Source organism: Aldersonia kunmingensis (assembly GCF_001646865.1).
Lineage (GTDB): Bacteria > Actinomycetota > Actinomycetes > Mycobacteriales > Mycobacteriaceae > Aldersonia > Aldersonia kunmingensis.
In genome coordinates this window covers 23,435-39,165 of record NZ_LRRB01000301.1, presented here as the reverse complement: position 1 = coordinate 39,165, position 15,731 = coordinate 23,435, and the positions used below count along the sequence as shown (strand labels likewise).

The following is a 15,731-nucleotide window of genomic DNA, read 5'->3' as shown; positions in this document are numbered from 1 at the left end:
GCCTACTTCGGCTTGGCGAGCGGGAAGGCCAGCGTCTCGCGGATGCTGCCGCCGGTAATGAGCATGACCACGCGGTCCACGCCCATGCCGAGACCGCCCGTCGGCGGCATCGCATGCTCGAGGGCTTGCAGGAAGTCCTCGTCGAGTTCCATCGCTTCCTCGTCGCCGCCTGCCGCGAGCATGGACTGCTCGGTGAGGCGTTGCCGCTGATCGACCGGGTCGGTCAGCTCGCTGTAGGCGGTACCGAGTTCGATACCCCAGGCCACCAGATCCCACTTGGCGGCGACACCCGCGATGGTCGGATGCGGCCGGGTCAGCGGGGACATCGAGGTGGGGAAGTTGGTATAGAAGGTAGGGAACTCGGTCTGGTCCTCCACGAGGTGCTCGTACATCTCCTGTGCGACAGCACCGGACTCCCAGTCCGGCTGGTAAGGGATCTCGTTCTCGTCGCACAGCCGGCGCAGCTCGTCGAGCGAGGTCTCCGGGGAGACATCCACGCCGAGCGCCTCCGCGACCGCGCCGTGCATCGTCTTGACCGGCCACTCGCCGGAGATATCCACTTCCACCATCTCGCCGTCGGGCCCGGGCCGCAGGATGATCTCCCGTCCGTGCGCGGCCAGCGCGGCAGCCTGAATCAGCTCGCGGCACAGCACCATCATTTTCTCGTAGTCGCTGTGCGCCTCGTATGCCTCGAGGATCGTGAACTCGGGGTTGTGCTTGAAGTCCACGCCCTCGTTGCGGAATACGCGGCCGATCTCGAACACCCTCTCCATACCCGCCACGCACAGCCGCTTCAGGTACAGCTCGGGCGCGATACGCAGGTAGAGGTCGAGGTCGTAGGCGTTGATATGGGTGCGGAACGGTGCCGCATTCGCACCACCGTGCACCTGCTGCAGGATCGGCGTCTCCACCTCGAGATAGCCGCGGGCCTTGAAGGAGTCGCGTAGCGAGGTCACCACTGCGCTGCGCATGACGAGCAGCTCACGCGAATGCGGGTTGATTGCGAGGTCGACGTAGCGCTGCCGAACCCGCGTCTCCGGGTCGGATAGGCCCTTGTACTTGTCCGGCAGCGGGTGCAGGCACTTGCCGATCATCCGCCAGTCCTGGGCGAGCAGCGAGAACTCGCCGCGGCGGCTGCGGCCGAGCTTGCCGCTCACCTCGATCAGGTCGCCGAGGTCGTAGTGCGCGCCGAACTCATCGCAGGCCACCTCGCCGGCGCGGGAGCGCTCGATCAGCAGCTGGATGTCACCGGACCAGTCGCGCAGCAGGGCGAACGTGACGCCGCCGTAGTCGCGGATCCGGAGCAACCGGCCCGCGAGGCGAACCATGGTCCCGCTGGGTAACTCAAGGGCTTCGGCGACGGCATGGGTTGGCGGGTAGGCGACCGGGTACGGGTCAATGCCGGCCGCCTCGATGCCGTCGAGCTTGGCCATCCGGACCCGCACCTGCTCGGGCCGGCGCGGGCCTGTCGGGAGTTCGGCTTCGGCCTCCACGAAATCCGGCGCGCTGCCGTCCGCGTGCAGGCCCGCGATGGTCGCCGGCACCGCCGCCCGGACGCCGGTGTGGACGTGCGTGTCGTCGTGCATCAGTCGTGGAATGAAGCCTTCCGCCAACGCGGCAGCGATGCCGACTCGCGGAATCTGCCGGTTGTCGTCGAAGCACAGGTAGCGCGGCTCCCACTCCGGCTGGTACTTCACGTTCGATCGGTAGAGCGCCTCGAGCTGCCACCACCGCGAGAAGAACAGCAGCACACCGCGCCACATCCGCAGGACCGGGCCGGCGCCGATGCGCCCGCCCTCCTCGAACACCGAGCGGAACACCGCGAAGTTCAGCGAGATCTTGACGACCACGTTGGACAGCGCCAGCTCGGACACCATCATTTCCATGACGCCGTTGGGTGCCTTGGGGTTTCGCCGCATCAGGTCGAGCGATGCACCGCTGCGCCCCCACGGCACGAGCGACAGCATGCCCAGCACTGTGCCGTCCGGATCAACTGCCTCGACAAGCAGGCAGTCGCCGTCGGTTGAGTCGCCGAGCCGGCCGAGCGCCATCGAGAAACCGCGCTCGGTTTCGGTATCGCGCCAGTCGTCGGCGTGCTGAACGATCTGCTTCATCTCGTCTTCGGGGATATCGCGGTGCCGCCGGATCCGCACGGTGACACCGAGTTTGTGCACACGGTTGACCGCCTGGCGCACCACCTTCATCTCGGGGCCGCTCAGCGAGTAGTTCTTGCAGTTGATGATCGCCTCGTCGCCGAGCTGAATCACGGTCAGCCCGGCACGGTGGTACTCGGCGGCGCCGAGTTCGCTCGCGCCCATCACCGCTGGTGTCCAGCCGTACTTTTCGGCCAGATCGAGCCAGGCGTCGATGGCGTGCGGCCAGTTCTCGTGCTGGCCGATCGGGTCACCGCTGGCCAGGCACACGCCGAACTCGACGCGGTAGGTGAGCGCCGCCTTGCCGGACTCGGCGAACACGACCGCCTTGTCGCGACGGGTGGCGAAGTAGCCCAGCGAGTCGTCGACATCGGAGCGACTGAGCAGCCCGCGAAGGGCGGATTCGTCAGTGCCGGTGAGTGCGTTGCTCGCGCGCTGCGACCGGAACAGCGTGACCACTGCGGCCAGCAATGCGAGCGCGCCGAACAGGCCGAGCAGTGTGTTTACGAACCCGTGCGGCCGCCCGTCGAAGTTCTCGTTGTCGACGAAGACGAGCCCCGTGACGCGGTTGAGCGCCCAGTAGAAGGTTTGGTCCTCGGGCAATGAACCGGGGAACAGCGCGACGATGCCCCAGCCGACGAGTGTGCCGACAACGAGTCCGACGATCAGCACGCCGAGCGCCTTCCACACCGCTCCGCGTCGCACCCGCGTGTAGAACTCGCCGTAGGACGCAATCAGGATGCCTATGACCACCACATGCACACCGAGTGCGATTGCGGCATGGACGTTTCCGTCCTCGATGATCTTGGCGAGATTGTCCAGGGCGACCAGGACCAGGTAGACCGTGAGTAGCCACCAGGCAATCCGTTTGCGCGAGGCCAGCGCGCCCGCGAGCAGGCCGAGCACGAGAGCCCAGGCGAGGCTGGTGTCCGGCGCGTCGAAGTAGTAGTCGTCGATGTACTGGCGCACGTCGTGCACGAGATAACGAATTGTCGGCGAGATGCTCCACACCAGACACAGCGCCGCGAAGATCCCGAGCACCAGACCGGCGATATGCGGGACCTGGCTGAATCGTCCGTGTTTGCGTCCGATCACCCGCCTCGGGGGCAACGTGGACGTTTCGGGCGCCTGTGGATCCACTGTCGCGGTCACGTGTCGAAACTAGCTGCTGGCGGCTACTATTTCCGCGCTTCCACCTCGGCTACCGCGCGTCGCGCGGTCGGGGAAGTATGGAGGGGTGTCAGAACCTATCGACGTGCCGATACGCGACGAATCGATCAAGCTCGGCCAGTTCCTCAAGCTCGCCAATCTGGTCGAGCACGGATCCGAGGGCAAGAGCCTGATCGCAGAGGGCATCGTTCGCGTGAACGATGAGGTGGAAACCCGCCGAGGGCGGCAATTACACGCGGGAGACGTCGTCTCGCTCGCGGGGCACCTGGCGCGCGTAGTAGCGAGCTGACGCGTTCCGGTTCGGTAACGGCGCGCGTCAGCGTTTGCTCACCAACGAGCTTGTATCCACACTGATCACACAAGCACCACTAGTCACACAAGTAACACCAGTCACAGGGGTGGGGCTGTGGCGATGCGATCAGGAGCTCATATGCGCACGTCTCGAATCTTCCGCGCCAGGGTCTGGCTCGTGTTCCTCACCGGCATGGGCCTGGCAGTTCCCACCGGGGTAGGCCTCGTGGTTCCCGGTATTGCGAACTCCGATCCCGGGCCGGCGCCGTCCCCGCTCGCCATCGCGATCGACACGCTCGAGTCCAACGCGAGCGATCCGAATAGTCACCGTGTCGAAGACGCGAATAGTCTCAGCGCCGCCGAAGCGATCATCAAGGTCGGCGTCGCAGAGGCGGCCGCCGCGTCCGATCTGATGAACGGCTACCAGTCGGCGGTGCAGGGGATGGCCAAGCTTGGCATCGACACATTCCTGTACCCGACGGCCGCACCGTTCTGCGCCGGCGGTTCGAGGCTCCCGCTCGACGCGGCACCTGCCGCTGCCGGAGCGGTGCCCGGACCATGGCCAAAAATCACCCTGCCGCTGATCGGGCCGGTCGATGCGGTGCAGGCGGGCCAGACGCTGTTCGCGTTCGTGCCGTACGGCCTCGCGTCCGACGGCGACAAGACCACCGGCATGCAGGTGGCCTGGTTCAACATGGACACGCTCAAGGGTGGTTTCGCGCCGATGGGCACGGTTGCGGAGACCGCCGAGGCGGCGATCCCGCCGACCCTGCCCGAGGCCGCCCGCCCGGCCGTCTCCTCGGCGGTGAAATCGTTCCTGACCTCGACGATGCCGCTCGGCGGCGTGCGGGCAGTGCCGGTACAGACCGGGGAAGGCACGGTGCTCGCCGCTGTGTTCGGAACCGTTCAGAACGGCGAGGCATCGTGCTTCTTCTTCCCGACGGTGGGCATCACCGAGGTGTCGTGACGCTCACGGGAATTCGGTGCGCGCCTGGTTGATCAGGTTCGGAATGAACGACCCGCCGCTCGCGTAGTTGCGCCCCGAATCGTGCGCGCTCTGCACCGCAACGGTGTGCGGCACCCCGTCCCACCACGCGAAGAACGAGCCACCGGACTGGCCAACCGCGACGTCGCCCCAGTGGTAGATCGACTCGTTGCTGTCCGGCTGGGCATTGTCGCCGTCGAATGAGATGCCGCCCTGCCAAGTCGGACGCCGGCCTCCGAAGTCGTCGGGATATCCGACGTGCGTCCACCAGGCGTTGCCATCCCACGCGTCGGTGTAGGACCGCGAGCCGAGCCAGCCGGTTCGGTCGCCGATGCGCCAGTCGAGCACGGCAACGATGTAGTCGTGCCGCAACTCGTCGGTATCGAGCGGCGGTATCACCTTCCGGAAGCTGTAGTACTTGATCGCGCGGCCGGTGCCGAACGGTCCGGGTAGCCGGTCGAAGAATCCGGGCACGAAATCCATCCAGCCCGCGGATCCGTCGGCCCGCCAGTCCACGATGTGCGAGCAGGTCAGCACGTGCCGGGGTCCGACCATGCAGCCCGATGCGCTGCCGCGTGGCGTGGAATCCAGGCCGTTGCACCCCCACGGATATGCGGTGTCCCACAGCACCTGCCGATTCTCAGGCAGGAAGACGGTGGTCGGCTGCGGACGAGCGCCGGCGTCCGCGTGCGAAACCTGCGGGTAGTACGCCGCGGGCAGCCCGGCCGGTGCGGCCTCGGGTGTCGAACGGACCGGAAGATGTTCCGGCACACCGGCATCCGTGCTGATCTTCGGCAGTGCCGCTACCCGCTTGCCGAATAACGCGTCCGCCTCGTCGAGCTGTTCGGGCGTCGCCTTGCTTACATCGCCGCCCAGCGATTCGCGCAGCTGTGCTTCCACCTCGGCGGCGATCGCCGCATCCGGTGACTCGACTATCTCGACGAGTACCGACGCCGGAATCGTGCGCTCGCCGAGCCGTCTGGGCCGATAGCTGATCCGCAGTTCGGTGGCCGACGATTCGGCGGTACTGCCGTCTGCGGCAACGGAAAGCGCGGCCGTCGAGGACTGAGCCACCTGTGCTTCGGTGGTCGGCAGGTCGAGTGCGAACTCGATGTCGAGATCGGCGGAGCCGGTCGCGTCCCGATCAGGCGGGTTGGCGGCCAGCTCCGCCAGCGTGCTCGGTGGATCGGTGAAGCGCGTGCTGAATCGAGACATGATGGACCCCTTTACGTTTCGGTCGGCCGACGGGCTGCCGGCCGACCGTGGAAACTGTCGGGGTCCAGAGTGCGGACGAGCGGTGTCCGGTTCGCGAGTACTCGACTACGCGAATTCCGGTCGAGAACTACTCGGCACGGGCCACGACGCCGTCGGCGTCGCTGTAGGCCATCTCGCCGGGAACGAAGGTGACGCCGCCGATCTCGACCGGCACGTTCTTCTCACCTGACCCGGTCTGGGTGCTCTTGCGCGGGTTGGTACCGAGCGCCTTGATGCCGATGTCGAGCGTGCGCAGGATCGCGGAGTCCCGCACCGCGCCGTTCACGATCACGCCGGACCAGCCGTTGTCGACGCCGCGGCCCGCGATAATGTCGCCGACCAGCGCGGTGTGCACGCTCGCGCCGCCGTCCACGACCAGCACGCCGCCGTTGCCCGGCTCGCTGAGCGTCTGCTTGACCAGCAGGTTGTCCTGGAAGCAGCGGATGGTGGTGACGCGGCCGGAGAAGGCCTCGCGCCCGCCGAACTGACGGAACTGGGTATCGCAGCTGCGGATGTCCGGGCCGATCTCGTCGGCGAGGTCGGCGGTGGCGATGGGCTCGGTGGGCGTCGCGGAGTCAGTCACGTACTCAACGGTAGCTTCCGCCCCGGCGTGATCGGGCGCACGTCAACACCGAGCAAGCGGCCGCCGCCCGTGGAAGCATCGGAAGCAGAGCGATCCATCGCATGGCAGGTACGTCAGCTGAAGGGGAGCGCGGATGTCCGAAGTTCGAATCGAAGCCGATCGAGTCGACAGTGGAGGGTCCGCGCACGCGCGGAGCAGGGTCGAGGTACTCGCCGCCCTGGCCACCTCGAAAGAGGGGCTGAACTCGGGCGATGCCACGGCGCGGCTCGCCGAGCACGGGCCCAACAAGCTCGCCGAACCCGAAAAGAAGCCGGCTTGGCGGCGCTTCCTCGTCCAGTTCGACAACATCTTGATCTACATCCTGATCGGCGCGGGCGTGCTGAAGGCGATCCTCGGAGACTGGATCGATTTCTGGGTGATCATCGCTGTCGCGCTGGTGAACGCCATCGTTGGCTATATCCAGGAGGGCAAGGCCGAGCAGGCGCTCGCCGGAATCCGCAACATGCTGTCGCTGTCTGCTCAGGCGCGACGGGACGGCGAGTGGATCTCTGTCGACGCGGAGACGCTGGTGCCGGGCGATATCGTCCGCATCGGCTCAGGGGACCGCATTCCAGCCGACATGCGGTTGCTCGAGGCGATCAACCTCCAGGTGGAGGAATCCGCACTGACCGGCGAGTCGGTGCCTACCAACAAGGACACCGCACACGTCGAGTCCGATGCCGGACTCGGCGACCGCCATTCGATGGTTTACTCCGGCACGATCGTCACCACCGGAACTGGGATCGGCGTCGTCACCGCCACCGGCAAACACACCGAACTCGGCCGTATCCAAACGCTCATCGAGCAGGTCGAATCACTCGATACCCCGCTGACTCGCAAGCTGGACCGGTTCGGGACGCAGTTGTCCCTGCTGATCCTGGGCATGGCGGCGGTCATGCTCGTGATCGGCAAGGTGATCCACGATTTCGCCGTCGACGATTTGATCTCGGCGGCAATCGGATTCGCAGTCGCCGCGATCCCCGAGGGACTACCGGCCGTCGTGACGATCACGCTTGCGCTCGGCGTCCAGCAGATGGCCAAGCGCCGCGCGATCACTCGCAAGTTGCCTGCGGTAGAGGCACTTGGCGCGGTCAACGTGATTTGCTCCGATAAGACCGGCACGTTGACTCAGAACGAAATGACCGCCCGCACCATTGTCACGAGGGCCGGGGACTACGAAATCACCGGAACCGGCTATCAACCCGACGGCTCGATCGAGTTCGCGGGGGCCGCGGCCACTCTCGACGGGCATGCCGAACTCGCAGCGCTGGTCGAGGCCTTCGCGATCTGCAATGACGCCCGGCTGATGCACAAGGACGACGACTGGCGGCTCGTCGGTGAACCCACCGAGGGCGCCTTGCGAGTGCTGGGAATGAAGGCCGGTCTCGATGATGTCCCCTACGAGCGGATCGCCGTGGTGCCGTTCGAATCGGTGAACAAGTTCATGGTCACCCTCAATGACACCCCGGACGGTCGGCGCGTGTTGCTGCTCAAGGGTGCGCCGGACCGACTGCTGGAGCGAAGCTTCACCCAGCTTGGCCCGAACGGTGCGATCGAGCAGTGCGACAGGCTCTGGTGGGAGGACCAGGTGGACCGGCTCAGCGCCCAGGGCCTGCGTGTACTTGCTGCAGCGTGCAAATCCGCGGACCCCGGCAAGGAAACGGTCGATATCGACGATGTGGCGGAGGGGATCACGTTTCTCGGCATCGTCGGCATTGTGGACCCGCCTCGGCCCGAGGCCGTCGACGCGATCGCGGAATGCCACCGCGCGGGGATCCGGGTCAAGATGATCACCGGTGACCACGCCGGCACCGCACGGGCCATCGCGAAGGAAATGGGCATCGTCACCGATGCCAGTGCGGAGGTCCTCACCGGCGCCGAACTCGAGGCAATGAGTCAGACCCGCCTGCGCGAAGTAGTCAACGACGTCGATGTCTACGCCCGGACGAGTCCCGAGCACAAGATCCGGATCGTCAGCGCGCTCCAGGCGCACGGCAAAGTCGTCGCGATGACCGGCGACGGCGTGAACGATGCTCCTGCGCTTACGCGTGCAGATATCGGTGTGGCAATGGGAATCAAGGGCACCGAGGCCACCAAGGAGGCCGCGGGAATCGTTCTTGCCGACGACAATTTCGCCACCATCGAACGGGCGGTGGAAGAGGGCCGCCGGATCTACGACAACATCCGCAAGTCGGTGTTGTTCCTTCTGCCGACCAACGGCGCGCAGTCGCTCGTGATCCTGCTTGCGGTGCTGTTCGGCTTCACCTTGCCGCTCGAGCCCACGCAGATCCTGTGGGTGAATATGGTTACGGCAGTGACACTTTCGCTCGCACTTGTCTTCGAGCCTGCCGAACCGGGGATCATGACGAGACCGCCACGCGTGGGCAAGGCGTCACTGGTGGGTGCCGGCGAACTGGCCATGATCGCCTACGTCTCGATCGTGGTCGCGGGCGCAACGATCGCGGTGTACTTCATCGCCGATTCCGGTGACCACTCGATAGAGGAGGCGCAGACCGCCGCGGTGACGATGCTGGTGCTCGGTCAGGTGGCCTACCTGTTCAACTGCCGCTTCCTGAACTCGTCGAGCGTTCGGATGGAGGTCTTCCGCGGAAATTCGATGGTCGGCTGGACCTGCCTCGCCATGATCGTGCTGCAGCTGATCTTCGTCTACGCACCGTTCATGCACACCTGGTTCGGCTCGGCAGCCCTGCCGGCAGCGGACTGGGGTTTCACCATCGTGCTCGCCATCGGCGTGTTCTTCCTGGTCGAGCTGGGTAAGTTGGTGCGCAACCGGATCGCGTAAACCTCTCCCGCCGCGCACCTTTCGCCGCGACCGCGCACGCCCGGGCATGCGCGGGTACTCGAAAGAGTGCGCGGCGATATGTCTTTCGGCCCTAGCGGGCTCAGAGCCTGCGCGCGATGATCGCGCCGTGTGGCCGGTAGCCGCTCCCCGTCCGCCTGTGGGTCTCGGCCACCTCGAAGCCGGCCGTGACCAGCTCCTGGTCGAGGTCAGCCACCGGCCATCGATAGGCAGTGGTGACGGCATGATCGAAACTCTCGATCGACTCTCCATCGAAGAAGCCCACCAACAATCCTCCGCCCGACCCGATCACACGCGCGAACTCCGCGAGCGGGACCCGTATCTCCTGCGGGCTGTAGTGAATGAGCGAGTACCAGGCGAGCACACCACCCAGTGATCCCGTCGCGACGCCCAATTTCTCGAAGCCACCGAGTTCGAAGGCGATGTCCGGAAGCTCTCCACGCGCCCGCTCGATGAAGTCGGGAACCTTGTCGATCCCGCGCACTGCCAGTCCACGTTCGGCCAGAAATCCCGACCACTGTCCCGGACCACACCCGGCGTCGAGCACTGGTCCGGTGAGCGTACCGGCCCAAGCGCTCACCAAAGCCTGGTCCGATGGATGTACCGACGTCATCGAGCCGAAGAGATCGATGTACTCCTGCGCCCTGGCCGAGTAGGCCGCTCGGACTGTGTCGACGCTTTGGACGCTCGCACTTTCCATGCGGCCAATGATCGTCGTTGATTGCCGGACGCGCGCGATCCGACGCACTGCGCAGCGGGTCGGCAATATGCAACCAATGGTTGCGCGAACCAGCTGATGGGTCTACCGTGAAGTGCAACAAAAGGTTGCATATAGCGGAAGGTGAACCGGATGGAATACGGCAACATCGTGCGCGAGATTTACGTTGAGGCGCCCCCCGAAATTGTCTTCGAGGTGGTCAGCAAGCCCGAGCACGTCTCGCAGTGGTGGGCTGACGAGGCCGAATTCGAGTCGACACCCGGCGGGACCGGTGAACTGGTGTGGGGCGAGCGAGTGGATGTCGTCCCGATGGTGGTGGTGGATTCCGACCCGCCCCGACTGTTCTCGTTCCGCTGGTGCCATCCCGACGGGAACCTCGACGACGAGCGTTCGCTGCTGGTCACTTTCGAACTCAGCCCGTCCGGCACGGGCACCCAACTTCGCCTCACCGAGTCGGGGTTCCGGGAGATGGGTTGGGAGGAGGCGACATTGGCGCACCACTACAAGGACCACATCTCTGGCTGGGACACCTACGTGCCGCAGCTCGGCGAATATGCGGCGGGTCTGGTGCGCAGTCTGTGAGTACGAAAGTCGATGACGATCTCTGGTCCGCGGTGGGCGATCCCACCCGCCGTCGGATGCTCGATCTGCTCCTCGCATCGGACGGTGGGACTGCCACGAGCCTGAGCGAGCAGTTGCCGGTGACCCGGCAAGCGATTGCGAAGCATCTCGGAGTCCTCGACCGAGTCGGACTGGTGCACGTCGTGCCGGTCGGCCGGGAGCGGAGGTATCGCGTGGACGACGAACAGCTCGCACGCGCTGTCGCGCAACTGAATTCGGTCGGCACTGCCTGGGATACCCGGCTCCGCCGGATCAGGCGCATCGCGGAGACCATCGCGCGCGCGACGGAACAACAAGAAGAAACCGAACAAGAGAAGTAGGCATGGGAAGGAAGATTCGAAATGGTGGACATTCTGCACAGGATCGGCGTCAAAGCTCCCTTGGCCGAAGTCTATTCGGCGCTCACCACGGCCGACGGACTATCCCGCTGGTGGGCGAGCAACACCACCGGCTCCGGTGACAGCCTCGGTGGCGAGCTCCAATTCCGCTTCATGGAAGGCGGATTCGACATGAAAGTGCTCGAGCTTGCGCCGAACGAACACGTGCTGTGGGAAGTCATCGACGGGCCCGAGGAGTGGATCGGCACCCGGATCGACTGGAAGCTCACGCGAGCCGACGATTTCACCGTCGTGCTCTTCCAGCATCAGGGGTGGGAGCAGCCGGTGGAGTTCATGTACCACTGCAGCACCAAGTGGGCGGCGTTCCTGCTGAGCCTGAAATCGCTGCTCGAATCAGGTCAGGGCGCGCCTGATCCGAATGACTTGGTGCTCGGGAACTGGCGGTAACTCAGCGCCCGTGACGCCGTTCGTAGTCGCTACGGACGGCGTCCTCGCGTGCCTGCTCCGACTTGCGGGCCAATTCCGGATCGAGGCCATGCTTGACGAGGCGGGAGCGGCGGTAGACGTAGGTGAGCGCGATCGTGAAGTACACCAGGGGGATGAACAGCAGGGCCATCATCGACGGGCCCATCCAGCTCGGGCCGGGGACCAGCAGGAATAGCGACAGGACCGGGATCATCGGGAGCAGGAACCGCAGCAGGTAGCGCCGCGTGGCGCCGGGGCCGGTTTGGTCCTCGAGCACCCACTCGCGCATCGAGTCGGGCAGCGTCGCACCGCAGACATACCTCACCCGTTGGAACCAGGTGGGCTTCGTCTGGGAGAACATGGCTACAGAGTGCCGGGAAAGCGGACGAATCGGCAAATTGGCGGGCCATAGCCGGCGGCAGGCGGTCGACCGCGGGTGAGGTGTTGAGCTGCAGTGATGTGATTCGAGTGTCGCGCTGAGGGTGCCACCCTGGTGACGGATCACGCGCCGCGGGGTAGTTTGTCTGTAACTCCAAGTTACTGATTAGTAGGGAGGCGACGATGCCTGCACCGTCCGCTGCCGATTTCGCACGCATGCGGCAGTTCGCCGCGATCGAGGACCCCGACGCCCGGCAATCCCGGTCGGTCGACGAGGTGTTCACCGGCAAGGAGATCGCCACCATCCCGGTCGGCACCGCCGAGGATGTGACGGCCGCTTTCGCCAAGGCACGCGTTGCGCAAGAGCGGTGGGCCAAGGTGCCGGTGAAAGACCGGGTCGCCGTCTTCGAGCGGTTCCGCGAACTGGTTGTCGCCAAGCGTGAGTTCCTGATGAACGTCGCCCAGGCCGAGACCGGCAAGGCGCGGTCGGCGGCCCAGGAAGAGGTCGTCGACGTCCTGCTCAACACGCGCTACTACTCGCGGACCGCGCCGAAGCTGCTCGCCTCGAAGCGCGTGCAGGGCCTGCTGCCGTCGCTTACCAAGGCCGTCGTCAACTACCACCCCAAGGGCGTGGTGGGCGTGATCTCGCCGTGGAACTACCCGATCACGCTGTCGATCTCCGACTCGATCCCGGCGCTGATCGCCGGCAACGCGGTAGTCGTGAAGCCGGACAGCCAGACCCCGTATTGCACGCTGGCCTGCGCCGAGCTGCTGTACCAGGCGGGACTGCCGCGCGACGTGCTCGCTGTGGTGCCCGGTCCCGGTTCGGTGGTGGGCACCGCGATCGTGGAGAACTGCGACTTCCTGATGTTCACCGGCTCCACCGCCACCGGCCGGACGCTGGCCGAGCAGTGCGGGCGCCGGCTGATCGGCTTCTCGGCCGAGCTCGGCGGCAAGAACCCGATGATCGTCACCAAGAACGCGAACCTCGACGTCGTGGCTCGCGCCGCGACCCGCGCGTGCTTCTCGAACGCCGGTCAGCTGTGCATCTCGATCGAGCGGATCTACGTCGACCGCGCCGTGTTCGACGAGTTCACCGAGAAGTTCGGTGCGCGTGTACGCGACATGGCGCTCGGCGCGGACTACGACTTCAGCGCCGACATGGGCAGTCTTATCTCCGAGGACCAGGTCAAGACCGTCTCCAGCCATGTCGACGACGCGAAGGTGAAGGGCGCCAAGGTGATTGCGGGCGGCAACCCCCGACCCGACATTGGCCCGCTGTTCTACGAGCCGACCGTGCTGACCGGCGTCACCGAAGAGATGGAGTGCGCGCGCAACGAGACGTTCGGTCCGCTGGTGTCGATCTACCCGGTCGACAGCATCGAGGAAGCGATCGAGCGCGCCAACGACACCGACTACGGCCTGAACGCCAGCGTGTGGGCGGGCTCGACAGCCGAGGGCGAGGCCATCGCGGCGCGGCTGAAGAGCGGCACTGTGAATGTCGACGAGGGTTACGCGCCTGCGTTCGGCAGCACCGCGGCCCCGATGGGCGGCATGAAGGCCTCCGGTGTCGGCCGCCGGCACGGTCCGGAAGGTCTGCTCAAGTATTGCGAGTCGCAGACCGTGGCGACGAGCCGCGTGATGACGCTCGACCCGCCGAAGGGTGTGTCGCAGAACGTCTGGCAGAAGTCGTTCGTGCCGATGTTCCGTGCGCTGCAGCGCTTGCCGGGGCGCTGATCACAGTTGCTCTTTCCGGAGTGAACGGAAGCGTTCACTCCGTCTAACGCAACGAATCTTCCGTTCACGGCTTGGTCAGGCGGGCGGCCTCGGCCACCACGGCATCGATGCCGCCCGCTGCGAAGGCACGCTGCTGCCGGATTGCACCGTTGCCCTGGGTGTTTCGCACCCGAAGGCCGGCGATCGTCTTGTCGTACTCGCCGAGGTCATCGAGCGCGGGACGGACGTGCTCGATCATCTCGTCGAGCAGCGTGGCCGCGGGTCGCGATGTGCTGGTTCGAAGGTCGAACCCGTTGCCCGCCAAACCGTCCCGCGACGCCAGCCACTGGGCAGTGCGGACCGCACCGTCGGACACTTCCGGCGCGATATTGCCTGCATCGAGTTCGCGCAGTGCGGTGAGTACCAGCGCGCGCACGATCGTCGCGAAGCACACCGTCTCCTCAACGGTCGCGGGGACGTCCGCGATACGCACCTCGATGGTCGGGAAGTTCTCCGACGCCCGGATGTCCCAATAGACCATGCCGTCGTCGAGGATCAGGCCGCTGTCGATGAGCGTTGCCTTCAACTCGTCGTAGTGCTTGGCCGACTGGAAATATGGGGGCGGACCGGCGGCCGGCCAACGCGACCACAACACGCGGCGCCAGCTCGCGAAGCCGCTGTCCGCGTCCCGGTAAATCGCCGAATTCGCGGTCAGCGCAAGCAGTATTGGCAGGGCGGGCCGCAGATGGTTGCTCACCTGGACCGCGGCCTCCCGGTCCGGGACCGCAACGTGCACATGACATCCCGAGATGCCCTGTTCGTGCGCGAGCATGCCGTAGTGCTCTGCGATCCGCCGGTACCGAGGACTGTCGGTGACAGGAAACGAATCGGGGACCGTGGGCGGTACACCGGTCGCCAGCACGCCGACCCCCACCGACCGCGCCGCGCGTATCGCGGTCGAACGCAACTCGACGAGGTGGTGGCGCAACTCCGCGCTGCTCGACACCACCGGGGTCGTCGTCTCCACCTGACAGGTGGTGAGCTCGAGTTGCAGCTCGAGCCCGAGATCCTTGGCCGCATTCGCGACGTCTCGGTTGCGAGCGACCGGATGCCCCGTCACGGGATCTATGAGCAGCAGCTCTTCTTCGACGCCGATGGTGGGAAGCTCGCCGGTGCTCACAGGCGTGATGTACCCGAATCGGACACTGGTCACACGCGCTGAACTGCGGAAAGTGCGCTGTGGATTAGCTGGGCAGCGTGCGATGGTGTACGGATGCCGAACCCGATTCCGAACTGGCTGATGAAACCGATGCTCGCCCCGCTCCCATCCGTGCGGCGGACGATCGCGTCACTGTGGCCGGCCGATGGAGATCGGATCACCAACCGGCTGATCGTCGTGACCGGTGGATCTTCCGGAATCGGCCTGGCCACTGCAAACCGACTCGCCGAACTCGGCGCGGAGGTGGTTCTCGTGGCGCGCCGCGCGACCGAACTCGAGTCCGTCCGCGACGACATCGTGGGCAAGGGCGGACGCGCGCACGCGCTGTCGTGTGACCTCACCGATCAGGATGCGGTGCGTGGGCTCGCCGAGGAAATCCACTCGCGGTGGGGCGGCGCCGATGTCTTGATCAACAACGCGGGCCACTCGATTCGCCGCACAGTGGCCGACTCGGTCGACCGCTTCCACGACTTCGAGCGCACGATGGCCATCAACTATTTCGGGCCGGTCGGGCTGACCCTCGGGCTGTTGCCCGCGATGATCGAGCGCGGCGAGGGGCACGTCATCAATGTGGCTACGTGGGGAGTGCCCGCGGAGATCATGCCGAAGTTCGCGGCCTACCACGCCTCGAAAGCGGCGCTGACCGCATTCGGGCGCAGCCTCGCGGCCGAGGTGGCCGACCAGGGAATTCATGTGTCCACGGTGCATTTTCCGCTGGTGAAGACGCCGATGATCGCTCCAACGGAGGACTATCGCGGCTTCCCGACGCTCACGCCTGAAGAGGCTGCCGAGTGGATAGTGAGCGCGGTTCGGACCCGGCCGGTGGATCTTCGGCCGCGATATGTCGAGCTGATTCGCGCCGTCGCGGCAGTGTCGCCGGGAATGGCCAGTGCCGTGCTTCGCGGCGCGTCATGAATCCGCGCTGTGGATGAATCCAGCGCTGTGGATGAACCTGTTCCCATCTCCGGAGTGAACGGAAG

General features: G+C 65.8%; 14 protein-coding genes. 8 read left to right on the top strand and 6 right to left on the bottom strand.

Annotated features, from left to right (window positions below):
* Window positions 1–2 precede the first annotated feature (2 nt).
* Window positions 3–3,305 carry a bifunctional lysylphosphatidylglycerol synthetase/lysine--tRNA ligase LysX gene (lysX, locus tag A8G08_RS24140; RefSeq protein ID WP_084436823.1) on the bottom strand — a complete coding sequence of 1,101 codons (3,303 nt, stop codon included), beginning with the start codon at window positions 3,303–3,305 and terminating at the stop codon, window positions 3–5.
* A gap of 85 nt (window positions 3,306–3,390) precedes the next feature.
* Here lysX and A8G08_RS24135 point away from each other — a divergent pair, with 85 nt between their 5' ends.
* Both A8G08_RS24135 and A8G08_RS24130 read left to right on the top strand, forming a co-directional pair.
* Complete coding sequence (locus A8G08_RS24135) at window positions 3,391–3,612, top strand: RNA-binding S4 domain-containing protein (RefSeq protein ID WP_068279881.1); 222 nt, start codon at window positions 3,391–3,393, stop codon at window positions 3,610–3,612.
* 141 nt (window positions 3,613–3,753) lie between these two features.
* On the top strand, window positions 3,754–4,581 hold the full coding sequence (locus A8G08_RS24130) for a hypothetical protein (RefSeq protein WP_157108768.1): 828 nt from the start codon (window positions 3,754–3,756) through the stop codon (window positions 4,579–4,581).
* A gap of 3 nt (window positions 4,582–4,584) precedes the next feature.
* On the opposite strand, the gene A8G08_RS24125 is transcribed toward A8G08_RS24130, so the two are convergent.
* A complete protein-coding gene (locus A8G08_RS24125) occupies window positions 4,585–5,814 on the bottom strand; it encodes a hypothetical protein (protein ID WP_068279874.1) in 1,230 nt (409 codons plus the stop codon).
* A 127-nt stretch (window positions 5,815–5,941) separates the two neighbouring features.
* Window positions 5,942–6,436 carry a ribonuclease E activity regulator RraA gene (gene rraA / locus A8G08_RS24120; RefSeq protein WP_068279870.1) on the bottom strand — a complete coding sequence of 165 codons (495 nt, stop codon included), beginning with the start codon at window positions 6,434–6,436 and terminating at the stop codon, window positions 5,942–5,944.
* Window positions 6,437–6,569: 133 nt separating this feature from the next.
* On the opposite strand from rraA, the gene A8G08_RS24115 reads away from it, so the two are divergent.
* Window positions 6,570–9,278, top strand: a complete 2,709-nt coding sequence (locus A8G08_RS24115; protein ID WP_068279867.1) for a cation-translocating P-type ATPase — start codon at window positions 6,570–6,572, stop codon at window positions 9,276–9,278.
* A gap of 100 nt (window positions 9,279–9,378) precedes the next feature.
* Here A8G08_RS24115 and A8G08_RS24110 read toward each other — a convergent pair whose 3' ends face one another.
* Entirely contained in the window at window positions 9,379–9,996 is a 618-nt protein-coding gene (locus A8G08_RS24110) for a class I SAM-dependent methyltransferase (RefSeq protein ID WP_157108767.1), read from the bottom strand.
* Between the two features lie 150 nt (window positions 9,997–10,146).
* Here A8G08_RS24110 and A8G08_RS24105 point away from each other — a divergent pair, with 150 nt between their 5' ends.
* The 3 genes from A8G08_RS24105 to A8G08_RS24095 are packed head-to-tail and all read left to right on the top strand — an operon-like array spanning window position 10,147 to window position 11,420.
* Window positions 10,147–10,596 carry an SRPBCC domain-containing protein gene (locus A8G08_RS24105; protein WP_068279865.1) on the top strand — a complete coding sequence of 150 codons (450 nt, stop codon included), beginning with the start codon at window positions 10,147–10,149 and terminating at the stop codon, window positions 10,594–10,596.
* Window positions 10,593–10,955, top strand: a complete 363-nt coding sequence (locus A8G08_RS24100) for an ArsR/SmtB family transcription factor (RefSeq protein ID WP_068279862.1) — start codon at window positions 10,593–10,595, stop codon at window positions 10,953–10,955. Before A8G08_RS24105 ends, A8G08_RS24100 begins: the two co-directional genes overlap by 4 nt.
* A gap of 21 nt (window positions 10,956–10,976) precedes the next feature.
* Complete coding sequence (locus A8G08_RS24095) at window positions 10,977–11,420, top strand: SRPBCC family protein (protein WP_068279860.1); 444 nt, start codon at window positions 10,977–10,979, stop codon at window positions 11,418–11,420.
* A 1-nt stretch (window position 11,421) separates the two neighbouring features.
* On the opposite strand, the gene A8G08_RS24090 is transcribed toward A8G08_RS24095, so the two are convergent.
* The gene (locus tag A8G08_RS24090) at window positions 11,422–11,799 is read right to left on the bottom strand and encodes a DUF5313 family protein (RefSeq protein ID WP_068279858.1); all 378 of its coding nucleotides are present in this window, start codon (window positions 11,797–11,799) and stop codon (window positions 11,422–11,424) included.
* 200 nt (window positions 11,800–11,999) lie between these two features.
* On the opposite strand from A8G08_RS24090, the gene A8G08_RS24085 reads away from it, so the two are divergent.
* Window positions 12,000–13,553, top strand: coding sequence for a succinic semialdehyde dehydrogenase (locus A8G08_RS24085; protein WP_068279857.1), 1,554 nt, complete (start codon window positions 12,000–12,002; stop codon window positions 13,551–13,553).
* A gap of 64 nt (window positions 13,554–13,617) precedes the next feature.
* Here A8G08_RS24085 and A8G08_RS24080 read toward each other — a convergent pair whose 3' ends face one another.
* Window positions 13,618–14,688 carry a carboxylate-amine ligase gene (locus tag A8G08_RS24080; RefSeq protein WP_068279937.1) on the bottom strand — a complete coding sequence of 357 codons (1,071 nt, stop codon included), beginning with the start codon at window positions 14,686–14,688 and terminating at the stop codon, window positions 13,618–13,620.
* Between the two features lie 117 nt (window positions 14,689–14,805).
* Between A8G08_RS24080 and A8G08_RS24075 the strand changes: the two genes are divergently transcribed.
* A complete protein-coding gene (locus A8G08_RS24075) occupies window positions 14,806–15,666 on the top strand; it encodes an SDR family oxidoreductase (protein WP_068279856.1) in 861 nt (286 codons plus the stop codon).
* Window positions 15,667–15,731 lie beyond the last annotated feature (65 nt).